Genomic DNA, 20074 nt, shown 5'->3' with positions numbered 1-20074 from the left:
CGGTTCACCGGCACCTGGCTCGTCGGCGCTGCCGCGAATTGCGAGGGGTGCACAGTCTGCGGTATGACTTTCCTCATCCACACCGGCCGCGGCACGCTGATCGCGCTCCTACTGAGCGGCAGCACCACCGGCATCGCAAACGCCCAGCCGGCGCTCGATACCACACGCGTCGTGGAGTATCGCGATGCGCACTGGTTTGCGGGGGCGCGCTTTGAACGCGGATCGCGCTTCGTTCGCAACGGTCGCTTTGTGGCACCGCCCACCCGTGGCGCCGACAGTATCGTACCCATGCGCGGCCAGTACGTGGTCCCGCCGTATGGTGATGCGCACACCCATAGCCCCGACGGCGGCTTCAACTTCGACGCTATTCGAGATCTCTACCTGCGGGCGGGTGTCTTCTACGTGCAGGTGCTTGGAAACAGTCGTGCCGGACGTCGAGAGTTAGCCGGCCAGATCAATACGCCCGCGAGCATCGATGCCGCGTACGCCAACACCCCGGTAACCGCCTATGGTGGCCATCCGGAGCTGTTGTACGAGTCACTCGGCCTCAATCGCGTGCCGTTCCCGAGCGATCCCACGCAGCGCTTGGCTGCTGCCCGCAGTCGGGCCCGCGAAGGAGATGTCTACCTCACGCTCGACAGCCTGCCCCAACTGCCAGCGGTTGTTCGGCGACTCCGCCGCGATACCGTACCCGTTCTCAAGGTGATGCTACTGGACACCGAGCATCGCCGTACCATTCTCGTCGACTCGACTCGCGCCGGCAGCTACGGGCTGAGCGCCGACGTGGTCCGACCGCTCATCGACTCCGCGCACGCGATGGGGCGGAAGGCCTGGGCACACGTCGAAACCGCCTATGATGTGCAGCTTGCCATGGATGGCGGCATCGACGGACTTGCCCACGTTCCGGGGTACGGGGTGGCGGACGCCGCCGACAGCACACTCGATCGCTATCGCTTGACTGAGCCGCTCGCCCGTCGGATCGGGGCCTCCGGCATCCCTGTCGTGCCCACTATCGGTCTAGCCCGTGGGTCGGCGCGTGACAGTGCAGCACAGCGCCGTGTACGCACGGTGTTCGATGAGAACATCAGGCTGCTGCAGCGATATGGAGCGCGACTGCTCACGGGGTCGGACACCTACTCCGATGCCGAGATCATCGTGCGCGATGCAACGGCGCTGGTGGATGTACTCGGGGGCGACGCTTCCAGTCTCATTCGGCTGCGCAGCGTGACGACGCCTCAGGCCATCTTCCCAGGTCGTCGGATCGGTATCCTGCGCGCGGGCTACGAGGCCAGCTTTCTGACCTTGGGGTGCAATCCGCTCAACCGGCGCGAATGCCTACTGGACATTCGTGACCGCGTGAAGCAAGGTGTTCAACTGCGGGTGCCCCCGGCAGAGTGATCGGCCGCCGCGGCGCCGGCCGCGCGCTGCGACCAGGCACGCAGTACTGAGGTACCTCGGCGACTGGCCACCAGTCGGTCGCCGTTGGGCAATTCAACGGCCAGTCGATGCGCATCATGGGGTACGAGTGCCCGAATCGCGCCGCTGTTGACAAGGTGCCGCCGATGGATGCGCAGAAACCCCTGCGCCGCGAGCGCTTCCTCCAGCGACTGTAGCGTGACCGCGTGGAGGAGTTTGCGATCGGCCGTCACCACGCGCACGCAGTCGTCTGCCCCTTCAAAGCGCCACACGCTCGCCAGGCGCACCGGCACGTCGCGCACGCCGACGCGTACCAGCAGGTGTCCGTCGGCGTCGGTCCGCGTGGGCGTGATCCGACGGCGTCGGCGCACCCGCTCGAGCGCCTCGTGGACCCGGCGCGCGCCGAACGGTTTGCGTAGATAGTCCACGGCATCGAGGTCGAACGCCGCCGCGGCATGCTCGGCATGTGCCGTCGTGAAGACCACCAGCGTCTCCGGTCGAACCAACGGCAGGCACTCGAATACAGACCCGCCGGGCATGCGGACATCGAGAAACAGGACATCGACGGGAGTCGGGTGCCGGAGGAGCGCCGTCAGCGCCGCCACATCTTCTACTTCGGCCACGAGCAGCACCGCCGGATCCTCCTGGAGCATGCGTCGCAGCGCGCGCCGTGCGAGCGGCTCGTCCTCGGCGATCGCCACACGGAGCAGCTCCGTCGGTCGGCTCATGCCGGCACGCGCATGGTCACGCGCCAGCCGTAGCCACCGAGGCCCGCTCCCCACTCCATCTCGGCTGCCGCCCCGAAGTGCACGCGCAAGCGTGCCTGCACGAGTCGAAGCGCGCTTCCTGTACCTGGCGTGGACGGCAGCATCGTTCCCACGCCGTCATCGGTGACCGTGATCTGCACCTCGCCAGCGTCATGAGTGGCACACACGTGCACGGTGCCCGGTCCCGGGCGCGGCGCGATACCGTGCACGATCGCATTCTCCACCAGCGGTTGCAGCGACAAGGCCGGCAGCCGGGAAGCGACCGCAGCGTCCTCGAGGCGCAGGACCACCCGTAGCCGCGCGCCGAGGCGGAGCTGCTCCAACGCCAGGTAGTCCTCGAGGTGTGCCCACTCCTCACGCAGCGATACCAGATCTGACGTCGCCTCCCGCGGCGTGGTGACATAGCGGACGACGCGCCCGAACCGATCGATGGCCTCCTCGGCGCCGGGATCCTGACTGCGCACCAGCTCCAGCAACGAATGCAGCGTATTGAGCAGGACGTGCGGATCGAGTCGCTCGCGTAGGCGGGCCAGTTCGGCTTCCTGACGCAACACCTGAGCGTCGCGCGCGTCGGCCATCACCTGCAAGGCATAGCAGCTGCCCGCTACCGCCGTGTAGGCAAAGACCTGAGTGAACAGCTGCCACTGTTGCGCGGGCCCGACCAGCCACGTCGGTACCAGTCGACCGGTCCGCGTAATTGCCGCGATGCCCAGCGCCACGGCCGTGACCAGCAGAGAGAGGTGTGCCGCGGCAATCGCCGCCAGTGTGTGTGCCGGAAGGAACCACCACCGCCCGGCCCGGGACCAGGGCACACGATCGGTGAACCATCGGACTGCCATCGCCATAAGCACCAGCGCTACGGTGTTCGCCAGCGCATCGACCCCGACGTATAGCGACATCGGTTGGCCGCCGGCGAGAAACACCGAGATGTACGCCGTACACAGCATCGCGGCGACCACGGCGACAAAACGCAGCGGGGGGCGAGGGAATGAACTGACGCGGTCCGTCATAGTCTCAATTTGTGCGGCGCTGTCGGGTCAGCCAATGTGATTACCGCTGCGGTGCGTCCACGCCTGAGCGCATGGCCAGCCCACCCAGCAGCGCCACCAACAGCGAGAATCCGATGGACCCGACCACAACCGTGATGAGCTGTGATTCTGTGTCGGTCGGTGTACCGGCAGCGCGCAAGCGGGTAAGGAAGTCGGGATTGATGACGCTGTAGTAGATCTGATAGAACACCACGCCGATCCCCGCGAGCACGAGTGCCACCGACAATCCGACCAGCAGGGCCTGCTTGAGTGTCAGCTGCCCATTGGTTCGGGCCTTGGTGGCACGAAGCGCCCACAGAATGGCCAGCAACGGAAAAAACACACCGACGAAGCCGGTCTTCGCTCCGACCTCGATGTGGGTTGTGTGCCAGCCCATCGTGAACTCGAACAGCGTCCAGAGTGCCGTTCCGATTCCGGCGAAGGCGCCGGCCAGCAAGGTGGTGCGATTGAAGGGCATAGATCTGATCGCGAAGAGGGTGAGGGAAACCGGCAGCAAGGTGATCAGGCTGACCGGGACGCGGCTCAGCGATGAGGGGAGGATTCGGCGAGCCGACCACTTTCGCCGGCGGAGGGACCGGACGGGCAGGATGTCACCGGCGACGCGCGTCGAGGACGGCACCATGTGCCGAGCAGGAAGTCGAGCACGAGTGCACTGATGACCTCGGGACGCTCGACGGGAAACCAGTGCCCGGCATCGCCGAAGCGTTCATGTCGGGCGCGGGGCTGTGCAGATGCGATGGCGTGCGACACTTCGTGGGTCCCGGCGCTGTCGAGCGCCCCGTCGCCAACGAACACCGGCATGCGGAGCGACGCGAGGCGCTCGTCGACGGAGGCGCGCGGTCGTGGTGCGCGTCCGCCGTCGAGCTGCCAGACCCGCGTATTGTCCCGAACGAGGTCCTTGAACCAGGACGAGCGCGCCGGGGCAAGGTTGGTGCGCATCACCGACGTCGCTAGCCACGCCTCGGCGGCACCGGTTGGATCCCCGGCACGGACGCGCTGCGCGACCGCTGAGAGATCCACGGGCGTGCGCGAAGCGAACCCGGTGATGCTGGGAGACAGCAGGATCAGCGCGGACACACGCCCCGACGCGCGGGCGGCCAGATCCACGGCGAGTGCCGCACCGGCGGAGTGCCCGATGATCGCGACGCGTTCGAGCTGCTCGTCCCGGAGGATGCTCAGCAGGTCATCGACGGGATCGGTGCCCGCCACTGCGGTAGCCGACGCACCATGTGAGGGGAGATCGACGAGGACAAGCTGCGCGTGCGTCCGCCACGTCGGCGTGAGGTCGCGCCACATGCGACGATCCACCGAGAATCCGTGGAGAATGAGTACCGCAGGTCCGCATCCGATGACCTCGTACGCGATGCCGCGCGGCGACCGGTGGGTCGTCACGCCGTCCGGCCGACACGTCGCTGTTGCACCCTGCGCGGCGCCCGCGCGCGCACCCACCGACAGAAGCAGCAGGGCCGCCCATCGACGTGCGCCGTGCGAGGCACCCGGCCAGCGGCCCTTGCGTCTCATGCTCAGCGCGGCGTCTCGAGCGCCGCACGCGCTTCGGCGACGATGTCGGCGACCTGCCGAATGACGTCCGAGTGGCCGGTGACCTTCGCGTGGGCCTCGAAGGTCAATCCGTGCGGACCCTTCGTGCGCACCAGCGACGGATGGCGATGGAGCTGCGCACGAAGGAGTTCGAAATCTCCGAGCACGATATGTGTAAAGAGATCTGGACGGGCCCCGGCTGCGAGCAGCACCTCGGCGATGTCGCGGCGACCCATGTGACTGGCCGCGCCGATCGCCGTTTCGAAGTCACCCGCCCCCCAATCCTGGCAGGCATTGACGAGCGTCGGTCGCGCATCGATGAGCGACCGCACAGCGGCGAGATCGCTATGCGCCGCGCGCACAAAGTCGCGCACGACCTCTGCAGGCAGCGGTGGCGTCTGTTGCGCCGCCGCCATACGCGGCCACCGCCGTGCGTCGTTCAGGAGCAGCGCGCCAGCAAGGACGGCCGAGCGCCGTGTTACATCGGGCTCACGCGCGGGGGCGCGTTGGTCGAGCCACGTCGCCGCGCCCTCGTGGCCGCGCTGTCGCGCCAGCGTGGCCGGGTTCGTGCCGTCCGGCAGAGGCGAATCCAGCTGGGCTCCGGCGTCCGCCAGTTGCTCGAGCGCACGAATGTTGCCACGCGCGGCGGCAAGATGCACAGGTCGCACCGCATGCACATCGGGCCGGTTCGCATCGGCGCCGGCGGCCAGAAGCGCGGCAACGATCGCGTCGTTCCCCTGTCCCGCAAGTGCCGCATGCAGCGCGGAATTGCCTTGCGAGGAGGTGGCCATGCGATTGACGTCGCTCCCCCACTTCAGCAGCAGCTCCACCATCGCCGCGTGGCCGAAGAACGCGGCCAAATGAAGTGACGGCCATCCGTCGGGAGAGGTCTCCTCGACGTCCCCGGCAGCTTCGAGCAGTGCTTGTCCGGCGTCGACGGCCCCAAGTGCTGCAGCCTCGGGGAGTGCGAGCGGCCCCGCCGCCGCCAAGCGATGCGCCACATCCGGGCGCCCTTCGTACAGCGCCCGTAGCAGGGGCGTGGTTTCCGGTGTCGTCATCGGTGATCTCCATTGAATGTTTAGGTAGTCTAATTATTAGACTCACTAACGGCAAGCCTGCACTATCTTTCCCCCATGGCTGCTCCCCGCTCTCCTCGCGATCCCCATTGGGATGCCCCGACCAGCTCGGGCCCGCTCGTCGACGTCGGCGAGCTGCACCGGACACTGGTCAACGTGCTGCGGCTCTTACGCGACGTGGACCGCGAGTCGGGCGTCAGTCCCTCGCGTCTATCGGTGCTCTCGGTGCTAGTCTTCGTCGGACCGATGTCCCAAGCCGAGCTCGCGCGAATCGAAGGCGTGAGCGCCCCATCGATGTCGCTGCTGGTGCGCGAGCTGGAGACTGATGGATGGGTGGAGCGCACCCCGGACCCGGTGGATGCGCGGCGCACCATCGTGAGCGCCAGCAAGGGCGGTCGCGACCTCATGCTGCGCTCCCAAAGGCGGCGCCTCGACTGGCTCTCAGCGGCGATCTCGCGGCTGCCGGTCGAGTCGCAGCGCGTTCTGGCCGGCTGCAGTACGCACCTCGACGCGCTGATCGCCGCACTGCGCGAGACCTATTCGGGCTAGCGCGCTCCGGGTGGTGCCGGCGCTGCAGCGCGTTCGCCCGCGGCCCGAAGCGCCTCGAGCGTCCGCGTGATGTCCGGTGCCACCGTGGACTGCACGCGTCCTCCCAGCCAGTCGCCGAGGAAGCGTTCCACCGCCCGGTTCACCGCCAGCGACGTCGACTCCTCGTTGAAGCTGTGCCCTTCGTTGCCGGCCAGCAGCAGCGACACCGGCAATGAACGGGCGCGCCAGGAACGGACCACTCGCAGCGCCTGGTCCGTGCGCACCCGCGGATCGTTGTCCCCGTGCACCACGAGCAGCGGTCCGCGCGCCTTCTCGAGCTGCGCGAGCGGTGAGACGCGGCGCATCCGCTCGAGGGCCGCGGGCTGGTCTGGATTGCCCACGAAGCGATACCACGAGCGCGGCAGGAACGGTTGCCACGACGGCGGAAACGCACGGATGAGCGTCTCCAGGTCGAATGGGCCGGCGTAGTCGATGCCGCAGCGATAGTGTGCGGCATCGCGTGTCATCCCCACCAGTGCAGCAAATCCGCCGTAGGAGCCCCCCAGAATGCACACGCGTGCGGGATCGACGTTCGCGTTTCGCACGCTCCACGCGATCGCGTCGAGCAAATCGTCGGACATGCGTTGGCCGAATTCGCCCACCGCGCCGTCCACGGTCGCCCGCCCCAGTCCGGTGGAACCACGGAAGTTCACCTGAATCACGGTGTAGCCGCGATTCGCCAGCAACTGCGTTTCGCCGGCATATCCCACCTCATCGCGACTCCACGGTCCACCGTGGACCGCCACGACGGCCGGCTGACGTGCGTTCGCGGAGCCCGGAACGCGCACCCGCGATCGCGTCAACAGCAAGGAGAGACGGAGTCCGTCCCGCGCGCGAAACCAATGGAACGTGGTGGGTGCGAGCTGCGCGCGGTCGATGTCGGGCCGCATCGCAAAGGCCGTATCGGCGACGCCGCGCTGCGTATCGTACAACAGGAACCGGCCGGGGTCGGTAGCCGCGTGGGAGTAGAAGACGAGGCGCTCACCGTTGGCTGTCATGCTTTCGAGCTCGAGCGCACGCAGGACGTCAGCACCCGTGCCGGTTCCCTCGAGTCGGCGCAGCGCGGCCTGCAACTGCTTCTGGCCGCGCGCGGTTGCCGGCACGAACGTGCGGTGCGACGTCGCACAGGATTCACCGAGCACCTCCCCCGCTGCCGTCGTGACCAGCGTGCCGGCATCGAAGCCGCGACAGGACGAGACGCGCCATCGCCGCACGCGTCCGCTCGACGCATCCATAAACGCGAATGCCTCGGTGGCACGGCCGACATTACTGCGCGCCACCAGCACGCGACCACCGCGCTCGGCGCCGAGCAGCGTGAATCTCTCAGACGGTGGCGCGCGATACACCGTTTGCCAGGGGGCATCGGGCGCCGGGCCCGGCGTGCGGACCTCCAGCATGCCATCGGGGCGTACCGCACTGGCCCCTGCCACCGACCCCTCGGGCGTGATCGCCCACACCGTCACATCGCCCGGGTTCGTGGCGAGCCGTCGCAGCGCGCCGCGGTCGAGGTCGAGTACGTACACGTCGCTCACCCGCGGGTCGCGATGATTCGAGGCGATGATGGCGCCACCTCCCGCCGGCGTGGCCAGCAGCTCGACTTCCGCTCCCGGAAAGGGGGTCAGATCGGTCGCCGTGGCGCCGCTCTGGCGTTCACCGGTCACCGCCCGCGGATCGACGCGCAGCAGGTGGTACCCCTCGTCACCGCCGCGGTCGTGCAGAATGAGCAGCCACCGACCGTCCCCGGACCATCTCACATTGCTGACCGAGCGGACGGTGTCCTGAAACGCCACTCCGAGTCGCGTCGGGGCCCAAGTATTGGTGGCACCCTGTCCCACCGCATAAAGCACAACGGCCGGATGCGATCCAACCTTTTCGAGCACCGCGAGTGTCTGTCCGGTGGGATTGATCTGAACCGTCGTGACGCGCGGACGCGCCATGAGCTGCTCGAGGGGGAGCAACGGCACGGGATCGCGCGGTTGCGCCCAGGCCGTGGCGCCTCGTACGCTCAGCGCGGCGAGCAGTGGCACGATGATCCACGACGCGTGCCACGGACGCGCAAGCGGGAGCACCATCTGAACGACAAGCGGGAGAAGAGTGCGATGCATGTCGAAACGATACCGGAGGGCAATGGCCGACGGATAGAACGGATCGGAAGCGATGCGCGGCTTCCGGGGGTCCGGCACATCGAATGGCACGAAGCCCCCGTACCCGACGGAGACTTTCTTCGGCTTCCGCTGGCTGACATCGTGTGCACGATCAACGTTGGCGTCGTGGGACAGTATCGCTTGCCCGACGAGAGGCAGTGGAGGCCGTTCCCGCGCATCGCGGCGCGCGGCATCGCCTCCCTGTCCTCGGAGGGACGCGACCCCGCCGCCGGCGCGATCGGCTATGTGAGTGTGGTCGTGGCGCCCTGGGCGTTCCCCATCTACGCCGGACTGAACGGGGCAGCCATCGCGAATCGCATCATCGATCTGGCCGCCGTGTCGGCGCCCTGGCGCACGATGGGCGACCAGCTGCCGCGCCAGCCGGATGGGCAGCACCGGATTCAGGTGGTGGCCACCACCCTCGCCCACATCGCCGCGACGGCACGCTGGCCTGTCCGAACCGCCCGACTGATCGATGCCATCACGGGAAGTGCATCGATCGCGACCATCGCTGGCGATGTGGCGCTCTCCCCGCGGCGTGTGCATCAGCTATGTGTGGCGTACACCGGACACAGTCCGTCCACCTATCGGCAGATTGCCCGCTTCGGACGATTGATGCGGGCGCTGCATCAGCACGGCGTCTCGACACCATGGAGCGCTCATGTCACGGAGTACGCCGATCACTCCCATGCCATCCGAGAATTCCGGCGACTATCCGGGATGACGCCCCGGCGTTACATCGCTACGCGGGAAAAATTGAACCGGACCTATTCCATCGTGCCCCACCCTGACCGGCTGGCGTGCTGAGTGCCGCGCACCGGCTACACCTAGCGCCACCTCACCAGCCAGCGCCCTCACCGCCCCCGAACTGCTGCTCGAACTCGGACTGGGCGCATTCGCCGCCATCGAACGCACCGCCGCCCAGATCTCACTCTGCCCTAGGTCTCACGGGTCGCTGCTGCCGACGGAGCTGACCAGAGAACGCGACCGGCTCACTACGTTTGCCTTTCACATCGTCATCAGGCCTCGCGGCAGAGCGCTGCGTTGAAGCTGCAGGATAAGTCCATTCGGGAGCGCCAGTGCGCGCTTCAACGCGGCGCGAACCTGATCTTGACGGTCGCGGCATGCAGATCGCACGAATGGTGTTGTCGAAAGGCGCTCCGACCGCCCTGCGGCGCCCGTGCCGCGCCTACGCGGCGTAGCCTGCGTGGGCCAGTTTCTCGATGTTGTACACCAGGCAGTACAACTTCCATTGCGTGTCGACCTTCCCGCGACCGCGCCACGTGAAGCGATCGAGCCGCTTGTTCGCGCGCCGGTTCGCAAAGACCGGCTCCACGACCGCGAAGCGTTGCGCGTACTGCGCGCTTCGCGCACACGGCCCGCAGTCGCGCTTGGCGCCGCGGAAGTGCGCGCCGACATGATCGTGGGTGACGCGTGCCGCGCCACGGCGATAGAGTGACTTCCCGGCGGGACACATGCAGGGGCGCGCCACGGGATCGTACTGAAAGTCGTCGGGCCCGAACACGGCGAGTGGCTTCCGGGCGGGCTTCGACTGGTCGAGCAGCGCGTGCGGCAGCGCGGTGTAGCGATCCTGCGACGCGAAGCGCGCATCGCGACGGCGCATATCCTTGTCGGCGATCAGCGCGGAGATCTCCGCGTCAGCCAGCGCGCGGAGATTCGCCTCGCTGTGATACCCGGCGTCCGCCGTGATCATCGTCTCGGGCTGGCGCAGCGCGCGCGTCGCGTCGACCGCGGGCAGCAGCAGCTCCTGCTCCGCGCCCACGCCGTGCGCCTGCGCGTCGACAATGATCTGGTGCGCCGCATCCACGGTGGCGACGCCGGTGTACCCCCGGATGACGCCCTTGCTGGTGGCCATCTTGGCGCTCTCATTGTCCGTGCGATTGCTCTTGCGGATCGCACCGGTCGGACCGCGCCGGTCCTTCGGATGCTGCGTGAGCCAGGTCCGCAACTCCGCCGCGTCGCGCAGGAGCCGCTCCCGTCGCGCCGTGTCCTTCGCGGCCAGCGTCGGCGCGCGTGCCGCTCCGGTGCTTGGACGCATTGCTCGGCAGCTTCACGCCGTCGATGGCGAACATCTCGCGCCCGATGAGCCCCTGCCGGTCGCACACCGCCAGCACGGCGGCGAAGATCGGGGCGATCTGGTCGCCCAGCGAGGACACGAACTGGGCGATGGTGGTGAAGTGCGGGCGGGTGTCGCCGCTCAGGGCGATGAAGGTGACGTGGTCCTCGCAGGCGCGGGCAATCGCCCGACTGCTCACGATGCCGCGGGCGTACGCGAACAGCACCACCCGCAGCAGCATCGCTGGTGGTGGACCGCATGCTCGAAGGTGCCCGGGAGGAGCTGGGCGGCGAGGTTGATCGGAAGGAACTTCGGCTGCGTGTCGATCGGCTTGTAGCGGGCCATGGCGGACGCCTCGACGAGGGACGGAGGGCGCGGCAGATTCTCTTCGAGGCCAACGCTGCGCCGGCCAGCCGGTTTCGTTTCCACATCGCTGGCGGGGGGCTTTTCCTACAGCCTCGTTAGGCTTGCGCAGGGTGATTCCGCGCTTGACAGGATGTATCCGAAAGGATACACTTCCACATAAGCGTCTTTCTTCGCACTGCGGAATTCGACGAGTGGCTCAAGGCGCTCCGCGACCCGATCGGCAAGGCGCGCATTCTTGCTCGGCTTCGCGCTGCGGAGCTCGGCCACTTCGGCGACTGTGCGTCAGTGGGCGACGGCGTCTTTGAGCTTCGCGTTCACGTCGGGCCAGGTTATCGGGTGTACTACTGGCGCCACGGTGCCGTCACCTACTGGCTGCTGTGTGGCGGTGACAAGTCGACACAGCGCCGGGATATCCTACGGGCCAAGGCCTTGCGTACCCGAGTGGAGAACGATCCATGAAGAAGACAGTCGTATTCGATGCAGCGGACTATCTCGACAGCGAGGAAGTCATCGCGGAGTATCTCAACGTCGCGCTGGCGAGCGAGCATCCGGACCTGTTTCTGCAGGCGATCGCCGACGTGGCGAAGGCGCGCGGCATGGCGCAGTTGGCCAAGGACACCGGGCTCGGTCGAGAAAGTTTGTACAAGGCGTTGGCCCCTGGCGCGAAACCACGCTACGACACCGTGCTAAAGTTGCTTCGCGCGCTGGGGGTTGAGATGCACATGAGCCCGGCCGTTCGCGAAGCCTAACGGGGCGTTGCTGCCGACAGCGCAATTCGGTGGGCGGCAGGCGGGCGCCGCGCTGGCGCACGTCGCCCGTCCAGCCGCATTTTATTGGATGCGCTGCAGCAGAACGCTGGGGCGTTAGCCTGCACCCGCATCTTCTCATATCATGAATCCATTCCCAGACCTCGAAGAATTTCCCGAGATTTGGTTGGTGCACATCGGCGAGCCACAAGCGAACTCGTTGCGACTTGAGATAGGTGCGCCCTTGCCTTGGGATGGTGGACCGCATCGCCCGGGCATTCTCGATCGGCAACCGCCCGCGCCAGCTCCGACGGCAACGTTCGAGATCCTGTTCGAGTGGTATGTCGCGTACACCGTACGGAACGAGTGCTTCTCGTTCACCGATGACACCGAGGTGTTCCAGGGCAGAATAGCCGTGGTCTACACGCGATCGAAGTTCCTCGACTTCGTGCGCCTCAGTACGGGTGGGTTCGACGATCCGCTCACGCACTTCGGTTTCTTCTGCGCGGACCACACGATTGACGTTGTCACTGCTCACGTACCAACCATTCGGCGCATCGCATAGCGCGTAGCGGCATCGGCGCAGGCTAACGAGCGGTGCTGCAGACAAAGGTGTTGAGGTGCGCTGTGTAACTACGCGAGGCTTGCGCCTCGCTTCGTTCACAGCTGATTTATTGCAACCTCTGCAGCAGAACTTGGCGTTAGGCATCACTATCATCTCCATGCCGAAAGACCTCTTCCTGCCGACTGAGCTCCCTTGGGCCGAACTTAAAGGCAGAGATCTCGAAGAGCTTCTGTACTGGCTATTCGACTCGATGGGCGCGAAGGATCTCGAGTGGCGAATCGGTGGAGCTGGGTCAGGCGCGGCGGACGCTGGCCGCGACCTTGAGATGAGTTTCTATGTTTCCTCACCCGATGGCGATCTAGTGCGTCAGAGATGGTGGGTCGAGGCGAAGGGGCGCGCAGGGACTGTTGAGCCGGCTGACGTGAAGCACGCCGTCGTAAACGTTGCGTCGCGGCACGACATTGATGTACTCGTCGTCGCTACCAACTCCCTATTCTCCAACCCGACCAGAGATTGGGTCCGTGAGTGGCAGTCGAACAACCCGCGACCCCGCGTGAAGCTGTGGGAGAGAACAGAGCTCGAAAGCCACTGCTCGAAGAATCCGATCGCTGTGGTGCGGCTCTTCACGAAGGCACTCAGCAGCCAAGGCAAGCTGGAAGTTGCTGCAAAGAAGCTCTGGGACTACGCAGCCTTTACAGATGTCCCAACTCTGGCTGCCCTCTGGGCCGATCGCTCAAGTTTGGAGATTGATTCGCGAGGCCTCGTAGCGCTTGCTGCCTCCGAGATCGCAAACGGGAGCGTGGAAGAGAGATCATGGGCAGTCTTTGTTGACGAAGATATCGTACTTGACGCGCTTGGCGATGGCCTCATCAACTTCCTGTACCTGCTATTCCGCGCACACGAGGCCGGCGTCCGCGCCGACCCTCTCGTTCGAGCGCTCTCCTATTTACTTCTCGTCGCGACCTACAGATGCGGAGAGAGCGTTGTGTCAGACTTGCTGGAACGCGTATGGGAGTCAGTCGCCGAGCGGGAGTATCCTGCGGAGATCCGAAGAGTAGTCGTCCAACCCATTCTTGAATCACTTTCAAGCGAGCTGCGCGACGTGTGCACGAGCGACTGCGCTCGCATCAGCACGAAGCCTCTTGTTCTGAGTGATCGAGAGGTGCGCACCTATCTTCAGCGGCTCTCAATTGGAAGTGATCATGATGCGAAGACTCCTGAGCGTGTGCTTATGTTTGAGTCGTTCGACGAGCCGTGTAGGATTGGGTTGGCACTCGACAAGCAGTGTCATTGCCCCTTTGGTGAACAGCAAGATGGTGACAGAGATGTACGGCCCACGCTCGAGTTGGTGCGATTGGTGGCAATGTCTCGACATCCCAAGCGCGAATAGTGTGCGCTGGGCTCGGAGCGACCCGTGCGCTTCTCGATCGAACGCGCGGTCTTCCCGTGATGTTTAATCTTGCGTTGCTGCTGACGGGGCCTCCAGAGTAGCGGCTTTACTCGCTGCGCTCGCTGGCCGCATCTTGTTGAAGGGCGCTGCAGCAGAACGCGCATTGGACCTCACTCAGGCTTCGATCTTGTATCACCATTCGTATCGCGCCCTGGTTCTCGCGTTCGCCGTCTTCGCAGCTGCATGCGTGGGATCAGACGCGACCCGGCAGGATTCCCTCACGCTCCGCGGACCGCTGGCGACGTTCGTTGCTCATCCGCCAGCTTCTCTCGCCGGTTGTGATTCCCTCGCCACACAGTACGCAGCGCCATTCTGGCGCGCGCCATATCGCCGGTGCGCTTCAATTCTCGTCGATTCCGGCCACCAAGTCACCGAACTCGACGCCGACACGATTGTCATTCAGGTCGTGACAGAGTGGCGAGTGCCGGGCCAAACCCGCAACGCTCGCTTCGCGGCTTTAGAAACCGCTCTGCGCAAGCAGTATGGAGACGGGTTTCGGTGCAGCCCACGGCGCACTGTTTGGCTTACGACCGACAGTCTTCGGATCTCGCTCGATCTGCAGCCAGACTACGGCACCGATGTGGGACCATTCCCGGCTGACGACTCGGTGAGCTGGCGCCTCCAACGTTTCATGCGCCGAGGGCCGCTCCTCGACCTGCTGTGGTGCGATGCTGCTCGTCGGCAACTCGGCGCGTGAGGTCAACGATCGTTGTAGCCGACAGAGCTTAGCGCTACCGGGCCAACACACATGCCCCCTGACTGACCGCTCTGGCGCTTCATAAGCCTTGACTAGCTCGTATTAACTGTACTACTATTAATAGTACAAATAATACGAGACCCATGGCGAAAACACGCCCCCTGATGTTGCAGATCGCCACCGGCGATCCGCGACCCATCATCAAGCAGATCACCGACGCGGTACGGGTGAAGATCGCCACCGGCGAACTGGAACCCGGCGACCAGTTGCCCACCGTGCGCGGCCTGGCCCAGCAACTGACCATCAATCCGAATACGGTGGCCAAGGCCTATGCCGAACTGACCACCGAGGGCTGGCTGGAGTCGCGTCAGAGCATGGGCCTGTACGTGGCCGCGCCACGTCAGCGCCTGTCCGATGCCGAGCGTGACCGCCGGCTGGACATGGCCATCGACCACTTCATCCACGACGTGGTGCCACTGGGTTTCTCGCCGGCCGAAGTGCAGGCGCGGGTCGCCCACGGGTTGCAGCAACTCGCTCCCCGCAAGCGCGCCTGAACCCGCCGACGGACATCCTTCCTGCCGAGACGACCGCCATGGGCGATGCTACCGACTACGCCAACGACTACGTGATCGAGACCCGCGCGCTGAGCAAGCGCTACGGGCGCAAGCTGGCGTTGGACAATCTCGACCTGCGCATTCCGCGTGGACGCATCCACGCCATCGTCGGCGCCAACGGTGCCGGCAAGTCCACGCTGTTCCGCATCCTGATGGGCTTCCTGCCGCCGAGCGCGGGCGAGGCACGCATACTCGGCAAGGACAGCCAGTCGCTGACCCCGCACGATCGCAGTCGCATTGGCTTCGTCAATGAGGAACACACACTCGCGAGCTGGATGCGGGTGTCGCAGGTCGCGGCGATGCAGCAGCACCAGTACCCGCGCTGGAACCAGCACGCCTACGACAATGTGATCGGTCACTACCATGTGCTGCCGGAACAGAAGGTCGGTCAGCTTTCGCGCGGCGAACGCGCCGGCTTCAACCTCGCGCTGGCGTTGGCGCAGGGGCCGGAGTTGCTGGTGCTGGACGAACCCACGCTGGGTCTCGACGTGGTGGCCAAGCGCGCGTTTCTCGAATCGCTGATGTACAGCAACGCCACCGATGATTGCACCGTGATCTATTGCTCGCACCAGATGGAGGAGATCGAGCGTGTCGCCGACAACCTCATCATCCTCGAGCGCGGGCAGCTCAGGCACATGTCGGCGCCGGAAGATTTCACCGCGCGCGTGAGCCACTGGATTGCCGATGTGCCGTTCAAGGGGCCGGCATTGCACACCGTGCCAGGCCTATTGGAAATGCAGCAACTGGACGGACTGCAACACTACCTGGTGCTGGACCAGGACGAAGGCTTCGAACGTTTCCTGCGCGAGGCCGGCGCGCGCAATGTGCAGTCGATGCCCGTGAGTCTGGATCGCGCGGTCAATGCCTTCCTGGCCAAGAACCACGCCGCGCCAACAGCGGCCTGAGCCAGCCGCCTGATCGCGCGACGAACCAAGTCCATCAGAAACATTCCGCAACACCCGCGACATCAACAACATGAATGATCTCTTCAAGGGCGAGCTGTTACGCTTCCGCCTGTGGACCGCTGTCGCCGCAATCCTCAATGTCGTCGTGCTGGGCTTCCTCAGCAGCATGGTCGACATGGCGCAACAGCCGCTCCTCGTCTACCAGGTGTTCGGTGCCGTGTATGGTGTGGTCGGCGCCCTGCTGGGCATGTACCAGATGGGCACCTACCGCAAGCCGAACCAGTGGCTCAACCTGCTGCATCGCCCGCTGCACCGATGGCAGATTGCCGGTGCGTTGAGCGGCGCCAGCGCCACACTGCTGCTGCTGGCAACGGCGCTGCCGATCGCGCTGGTCGCGCTGTACCAGGAGACGATGACCGCGCGTGTGGTCGACCTGCGTCACTGGCTGCTGCCATTGGCGGCATGGCTGATCGCGGTGTCCAGCTACGTTGCCGGTGCGTATGCGATGGTGAGCAACCGTCGGTATTCGTTCGCCGCTTTCCTGCTGCCAGGCCTGCTGGTGTATGCGCAGGCCTCGGGCGTGGCGATGTTGGGCGTGCAGTTTGCGCTGATCGCCTTCCTCGCGGCGATGCTGGCGGTGGCGTTCAAGCCGGATACGTCCGCGCCGCCTCGCAATCCTGCGGCGGTGCTGGCAATCGCGCTGCCAGTGCAACTCGGCGCGTATTTCCTGGTCTGGATGCTGGGGTATGGCGTGGAAGTGGCGTGGACCGTCACCGGCACACATCCGCTCAACATGCCGACGCCACCAAAGGGCGGTTACACCGAAGCGGAACGCGCCGACGGCAAGACCATGCTGCTGCTCGGCATCGAGCGCAGTCGCGAACCGGAAGCGGCGCTGTGGCGTGAGCAGATCGCGTTGTCCGAGGTGTACACGACACATCCGCTGCGCAACCTGCCGGTGCAGGGCAGCATGACCAACCTCTCGCCGTTGGAACTGGGCGACGCCGAGAACAATGTGTGGATGATGTACAGCCACGATCGCGCGCGTTTTGTCACCCGCGGTCTGCGCGACCAGCGCCGGATCGGTGAGCTGGGCGTGGGTGAAGAACAGGCCGCGTTCCCGGCGCCGACCATGCCCTATGGTGCGACCTACCTGTACAACGCGCACGCCGCCTACCAGTACGACAGCAAGCAGCAGCGCATGTTCGAACGCTTTCGTTTGCCGGCGGGCGAAGTGATGGCCAGTCCGCCCGAGCCGGCCGGCGACAACATCGTGATGCTCAGCGATCGTGCCGCGTATTTCTATCCCGGCCGCGAGGCGATGAACGGACTCGATCTGCTGCAACCGCTGATGCGCGTGGCGATGCCGGGCCCCGTCGGCCATCTCGGCCGCATGGACGTGATCGAGCTGCTCGACGGTTACCTGGTGTCTTACACGTACATCTGGGGTGTGGGGAGCGGCGAATTGCAGCATCCGTTCCAGCAGGTGCTGCGTGTGGATGGCCAGGGACATGCGCGTGAAGTCGCGCGCCGCGCGCTGTCGATCGACCTGCCGTCGGTCTACATCAACCGCAACACCTGGCTGTCGCCGGTGCTGCGCGCACTCAGTCTGGGGGCGCAGGATCTGTTCGCGAAGAAAGATTCGCTGCGTGCGAAGCCACAATCGATACCCATGCCGGTGTTGTGGCTTGCCGCGGTGTGCTGCCTGCTGTCGTTGCTGGGCGCGGTGTGGCTGACCGGCAAGCAGATGCACTCGACGCGCGGCCGCTGGGGCTGGGTGTTGTTGTGTGGTGTGATCGGCCTGCCGGCGTTGGCCAGTCTATGGCTCATGTATCCACGGCGCGAAACCCTGCCGGTGGCCGCCTGAATGACGATGTTCCGAATCCTGTGTGGCACGCAGGTGCTGTGCGCGCTGCTGCTTGCACCTCGCGCCATATCTGCGCAGGCCGCACAAAGTCTGCGCACGGCGGCTATCGCAGAGCGTGAATTGCCGCGTGCGCCGCGTCTGCCGCGCACGGCCTTCCTCGAGAATCGCACGCTGGTGGCCGCCGAGTTGTCGCCGGCGGGTGATGCGGTGGCGTACCTGCGTGAGCAGAAGGATTCGCGTGCGCTGTGGCTGCTGCCGGCCGGTGGCGGCGAGGCGCGCATGCTGGTGGGCAGCACGCAGGCTGAACAGATCATGTGGTCACGCGACGGACGCTGGCTGTTCGTGCGTGCGCCGCGTGTGCTCACCATAGTTGGTATCGATGGTGGCACGGGAGTGCGCGTGCCGTTGGGCGGCAACGAGCGACGACGGGTGATCAAGCTCGATCCCTCGCAGCCGGCCGCGGTGTTGTTGGGCGAACGCGTCGCTGCCGGCAAAGGGGAACGTTGGCGTGTGGTGCGCATGGACGCACACGGCAAGCGTACCGTGCTGCGCGAGGACGCGCACTGGATTCACGACGTCGCGTTTGATGCACAGGGCCGCGTCGTCGCGCTGACGCGCTTCGAAGGTGCATTCGATGCACTGTATCGTGTTCGCGGGGACGGCAGCATACGTGAGGCGCTGCGCCTGCAACCGATGCAGCGATTGAACCTGCTGGCGGTGCGCGCCGACGGCAGCCTGCTGATGACAGGCAATGCCGGCGGCGGAATCGATGGGAAATTCCGCGGCGTGCTGCGGTTGGACACGAACAACACGCTGCAGACGCTGCACCAGGATCCGCGCGGTGAGGCCGACCTCGATGAGGTGGTGGTTGATCCGCGCACCCAGGAGCCGCTGGCGGCGAGCTACCGCAGCACCATTGCCGCGACGTACGGCATTGGCGACGCGCAGGCCACCGTCTCCGCCATCACGAAGAAATTCCCGGGCCGCGACATCGCCCTGCAAGCGGGCAACGGCCCGTCCGCGCATTGGCTGGTGAGCGAACGCGCGGCGACGCTGCGTGATGCGCGCTGGTACCTGTACGACCCGCGCACCGGGAATCTTCGGCGCATCCTGGACGACTCCGGTATCACTGCCGGTTCGCCGCCGGAAACTGCGCTCGCGCGCAAGCTCGCCATCGCCTACACAACATCCGACGGCACGCGTGTGCACGGCTTCGTGCTGCTGCCGCCGGGCGTGGACGCCGCGCGCGCGCCGCTCATCGCGCATGTGCACGGTGGGCCGGCCAACCACTTCCGCGCCGGCTACGATGGCACCGCCCAGTTCCTCGCCAACCGCGGCTACGTGGTGTTCCAGTCGAACTTCCGCGGTTCCACCGGACATGGACTCGGTTACACGTTTGCGCCCAACGGCGACTATGGGAACGGCCGAGTGCAGCAGGATATCGTGGAGGGCGTGCGCTGGCTGCTGGCGCAGGGCATCGGCGACAAGGACTGGGTCGGCATCGTTGGCCATTCTTTCGGCGGCTATTCCACGCTGCTGGGGCTGACCTTCCAGTCGGAGCTGTTCAAGGTGGGCGTGGCCGGTTCGCCGCCAGCGGACCTGGGATGGGCGATGCGTTGGCTGCTCGAAGCGGGCGACCAGGGTGATCTGCCGGATCGTTCGCTCAAACACACGCTGGCGGCGCTGTCGCTGGATGGGACCGATGCCGCGACCTTTGCACGCCTGCACGCACAGTCGCCGCTGGTGAACGCCGCGAAGATGCACAGGCCCATACTGATCATGGCCGGTGGCGCCGACCGCACGGTGGCGATCCGCGAAGTGCTGAACTACGCCGCCACCGTGAAAGCGGCCGGTCGTCCGCTGAGCCTGCTGGTCGAACCGGGCGGCGGGCATTCGCCGTCGGATCCGGTGCCGCGCGAGGCCTACCTGTTCGGCATGGAAGCCCTGCTGCAGGCCCACCTCGGCGGCGCAAAGCCGGAAGCGCCGGGTCAGCGCTTACGTGCGTACCTGCGCGAAAATCTGCGTCTGACCGGGCCGGAGTTCCGCGAATTCGCCAGGCAGTAAGGCGGGAAGCGGACCTCGAATAGTGCTGCGGGCAGTGCCAATTCCAGACCCATTCCAAGCGCATTCCAAGCGCATTCCAATGCAGATCGTGCCGCTGTCATACGGTGCTTGCTGCTGACGAGCGGCTTGCGGAAGCTCTTGGCG

At 65.8% G+C, this 20074-nt stretch carries 17 protein-coding genes and 1 pseudogene; 11 read left to right on the top strand and 7 right to left on the bottom strand.

Features of this window, described 5'->3' with window-relative positions; translation table 11 throughout:
- The first annotated feature begins 63 nt into the window (after positions 1 to 63).
- A complete protein-coding gene (locus GAU_RS17895; RefSeq protein WP_015895317.1) occupies positions 64 to 1398 on the top strand; it encodes a hypothetical protein in 1335 nt (444 codons plus the stop codon).
- On the opposite strand, the gene GAU_RS17890 is transcribed toward GAU_RS17895, so the two are convergent.
- The 5 genes from GAU_RS17890 to GAU_RS22010 form a co-directional block, all read right to left on the bottom strand.
- Positions 1371 to 2144 carry a LytR/AlgR family response regulator transcription factor gene (locus GAU_RS17890; protein WP_015895316.1) on the bottom strand — a complete coding sequence of 258 codons (774 nt, stop codon included), beginning with the start codon at positions 2142 to 2144 and terminating at the stop codon, positions 1371 to 1373. The genes GAU_RS17895 and GAU_RS17890 overlap by 28 nt on opposite strands.
- Positions 2141 to 3193 carry a sensor histidine kinase gene (locus GAU_RS21410; protein ID WP_015895315.1) on the bottom strand — a complete coding sequence of 351 codons (1053 nt, stop codon included), beginning with the start codon at positions 3191 to 3193 and terminating at the stop codon, positions 2141 to 2143. Before GAU_RS21410 ends, GAU_RS17890 begins: the two co-directional genes overlap by 4 nt.
- 40 nt (positions 3194 to 3233) lie before the next feature.
- Positions 3234 to 3689 carry a DUF4199 domain-containing protein gene (locus GAU_RS17880; protein ID WP_015895314.1) on the bottom strand — a complete coding sequence of 152 codons (456 nt, stop codon included), beginning with the start codon at positions 3687 to 3689 and terminating at the stop codon, positions 3234 to 3236.
- Positions 3690 to 3754: 65 nt separating this feature from the next.
- Entirely contained in the window at positions 3755 to 4753 is a 999-nt protein-coding gene (locus GAU_RS17875; protein WP_015895313.1) for an alpha/beta fold hydrolase, read from the bottom strand.
- Between the two features lie 2 nt (positions 4754 to 4755).
- Complete coding sequence (locus tag GAU_RS22010; RefSeq protein ID WP_015895312.1) at positions 4756 to 5829, bottom strand: ankyrin repeat domain-containing protein; 1074 nt, start codon at positions 5827 to 5829, stop codon at positions 4756 to 4758.
- A 75-nt stretch (positions 5830 to 5904) separates the two neighbouring features.
- Here GAU_RS22010 and GAU_RS21400 point away from each other — a divergent pair, with 75 nt between their 5' ends.
- The gene (locus tag GAU_RS21400; protein WP_015895311.1) at positions 5905 to 6396 is read left to right on the top strand and encodes a MarR family winged helix-turn-helix transcriptional regulator; all 492 of its coding nucleotides are present in this window, start codon (positions 5905 to 5907) and stop codon (positions 6394 to 6396) included.
- Here the strand turns inward: GAU_RS21400 and GAU_RS17855 are convergent.
- A complete protein-coding gene (locus GAU_RS17855) occupies positions 6393 to 8540 on the bottom strand; it encodes a S9 family peptidase (RefSeq protein WP_231847936.1) in 2148 nt (715 codons plus the stop codon). The two genes, GAU_RS21400 and GAU_RS17855, sit on opposite strands and share 4 nt — an antisense overlap.
- Before the next feature lie 141 nt (positions 8541 to 8681).
- On the opposite strand from GAU_RS17855, the gene GAU_RS22520 reads away from it, so the two are divergent.
- Entirely contained in the window at positions 8682 to 9386 is a 705-nt protein-coding gene (locus GAU_RS22520; protein ID WP_015895309.1) for a helix-turn-helix domain-containing protein, read from the top strand.
- Positions 9387 to 9768: 382 nt separating this feature from the next.
- Here the strand turns inward: GAU_RS22520 and GAU_RS23015 are convergent.
- A pseudogene (locus GAU_RS23015) lies at positions 9769 to 11001 on the bottom strand (transposase).
- 177 nt (positions 11002 to 11178) lie between these two features.
- On the opposite strand from GAU_RS23015, the gene GAU_RS22935 reads away from it, so the two are divergent.
- From GAU_RS22935 to GAU_RS17805, 8 genes are all read left to right on the top strand, one after another.
- The gene (locus GAU_RS22935) at positions 11179 to 11481 is read left to right on the top strand and encodes a type II toxin-antitoxin system RelE/ParE family toxin (RefSeq protein WP_083765752.1); all 303 of its coding nucleotides are present in this window, start codon (positions 11179 to 11181) and stop codon (positions 11479 to 11481) included.
- A complete protein-coding gene (locus GAU_RS17840; protein ID WP_015895305.1) occupies positions 11478 to 11771 on the top strand; it encodes an addiction module antidote protein in 294 nt (97 codons plus the stop codon). Before GAU_RS22935 ends, GAU_RS17840 begins: the two co-directional genes overlap by 4 nt.
- Positions 11772 to 11913: 142 nt before the next feature.
- On the top strand, positions 11914 to 12333 hold the full coding sequence (locus GAU_RS17835; protein WP_015895304.1) for a hypothetical protein: 420 nt from the start codon (positions 11914 to 11916) through the stop codon (positions 12331 to 12333).
- Between the two features lie 157 nt (positions 12334 to 12490).
- Positions 12491 to 13723, top strand: a complete 1233-nt coding sequence (locus GAU_RS17830; RefSeq protein ID WP_156799121.1) for a restriction endonuclease — start codon at positions 12491 to 12493, stop codon at positions 13721 to 13723.
- A gap of 900 nt (positions 13724 to 14623) precedes the next feature.
- Entirely contained in the window at positions 14624 to 15034 is a 411-nt protein-coding gene (locus GAU_RS17820) for a GntR family transcriptional regulator (protein WP_156799120.1), read from the top strand.
- A gap of 38 nt (positions 15035 to 15072) precedes the next feature.
- Positions 15073 to 15999 carry an ABC transporter ATP-binding protein gene (locus GAU_RS17815; protein WP_015895300.1) on the top strand — a complete coding sequence of 309 codons (927 nt, stop codon included), beginning with the start codon at positions 15073 to 15075 and terminating at the stop codon, positions 15997 to 15999.
- Positions 16000 to 16069: 70 nt separating this feature from the next.
- Positions 16070 to 17866, top strand: coding sequence for a hypothetical protein (locus GAU_RS17810; RefSeq protein WP_015895299.1), 1797 nt, complete (start codon positions 16070 to 16072; stop codon positions 17864 to 17866).
- Positions 17867 to 19930, top strand: coding sequence for a S9 family peptidase (locus tag GAU_RS17805; protein WP_015895298.1), 2064 nt, complete (start codon positions 17867 to 17869; stop codon positions 19928 to 19930). It begins immediately after the preceding gene.
- Positions 19931 to 20074 lie beyond the last annotated feature (144 nt).

Origin of the sequence: Gemmatimonas aurantiaca T-27, from assembly GCF_000010305.1 — a bacterium.
In the GTDB taxonomy this organism is placed as follows: Bacteria; Gemmatimonadota; Gemmatimonadetes; order Gemmatimonadales; family Gemmatimonadaceae; genus Gemmatimonas; species Gemmatimonas aurantiaca.
Note: the sequence above shows the minus strand (reverse complement) of the source record. Positions and strands in the feature narration are given on the sequence as shown.

Bases quoted from the DNA above. Each gene is read 5' to 3' on its own strand.
- GAU_RS17815 (WP_015895300.1), top strand. From the start codon at position 15,073: ATGGGCGATGCTACCGACTACGCCAACGACTACGTGATCGAGACCCGC.
- GAU_RS17855 (WP_231847936.1), bottom strand. From the start codon at position 8,540: ATGCATCGCACTCTTCTCCCGCTTGTCGTTCAGATGGTGCTCCCGCTT.
- GAU_RS17840 (WP_015895305.1), top strand. From the start codon at position 11,478: ATGAAGAAGACAGTCGTATTCGATGCAGCGGACTATCTCGACAGCGAG.
- GAU_RS17880 (WP_015895314.1), bottom strand. From the start codon at position 3,689: ATGCCCTTCAATCGCACCACCTTGCTGGCCGGCGCCTTCGCCGGAATC.
- GAU_RS22010 (WP_015895312.1), bottom strand. From the start codon at position 5,829: ATGACGACACCGGAAACCACGCCCCTGCTACGGGCGCTGTACGAAGGG.
- GAU_RS21400 (WP_015895311.1), top strand. From the start codon at position 5,905: ATGGCTGCTCCCCGCTCTCCTCGCGATCCCCATTGGGATGCCCCGACC.
- GAU_RS17820 (WP_156799120.1), top strand. From the start codon at position 14,624: ATGGCGAAAACACGCCCCCTGATGTTGCAGATCGCCACCGGCGATCCG.
- GAU_RS17810 (WP_015895299.1), top strand. From the start codon at position 16,070: ATGAATGATCTCTTCAAGGGCGAGCTGTTACGCTTCCGCCTGTGGACC.
- GAU_RS17895 (WP_015895317.1), top strand. From the start codon at position 64: ATGACTTTCCTCATCCACACCGGCCGCGGCACGCTGATCGCGCTCCTA.
- GAU_RS17830 (WP_156799121.1), top strand. From the start codon at position 12,491: ATGCCGAAAGACCTCTTCCTGCCGACTGAGCTCCCTTGGGCCGAACTT.
- GAU_RS17890 (WP_015895316.1), bottom strand. From the start codon at position 2,144: ATGAGCCGACCGACGGAGCTGCTCCGTGTGGCGATCGCCGAGGACGAG.
- GAU_RS17835 (WP_015895304.1), top strand. From the start codon at position 11,914: ATGAATCCATTCCCAGACCTCGAAGAATTTCCCGAGATTTGGTTGGTG.
- GAU_RS17805 (WP_015895298.1), top strand. From the start codon at position 17,867: ATGACGATGTTCCGAATCCTGTGTGGCACGCAGGTGCTGTGCGCGCTG.
- GAU_RS17875 (WP_015895313.1), bottom strand. From the start codon at position 4,753: ATGAGACGCAAGGGCCGCTGGCCGGGTGCCTCGCACGGCGCACGTCGA.
- GAU_RS21410 (WP_015895315.1), bottom strand. From the start codon at position 3,193: ATGACGGACCGCGTCAGTTCATTCCCTCGCCCCCCGCTGCGTTTTGTC.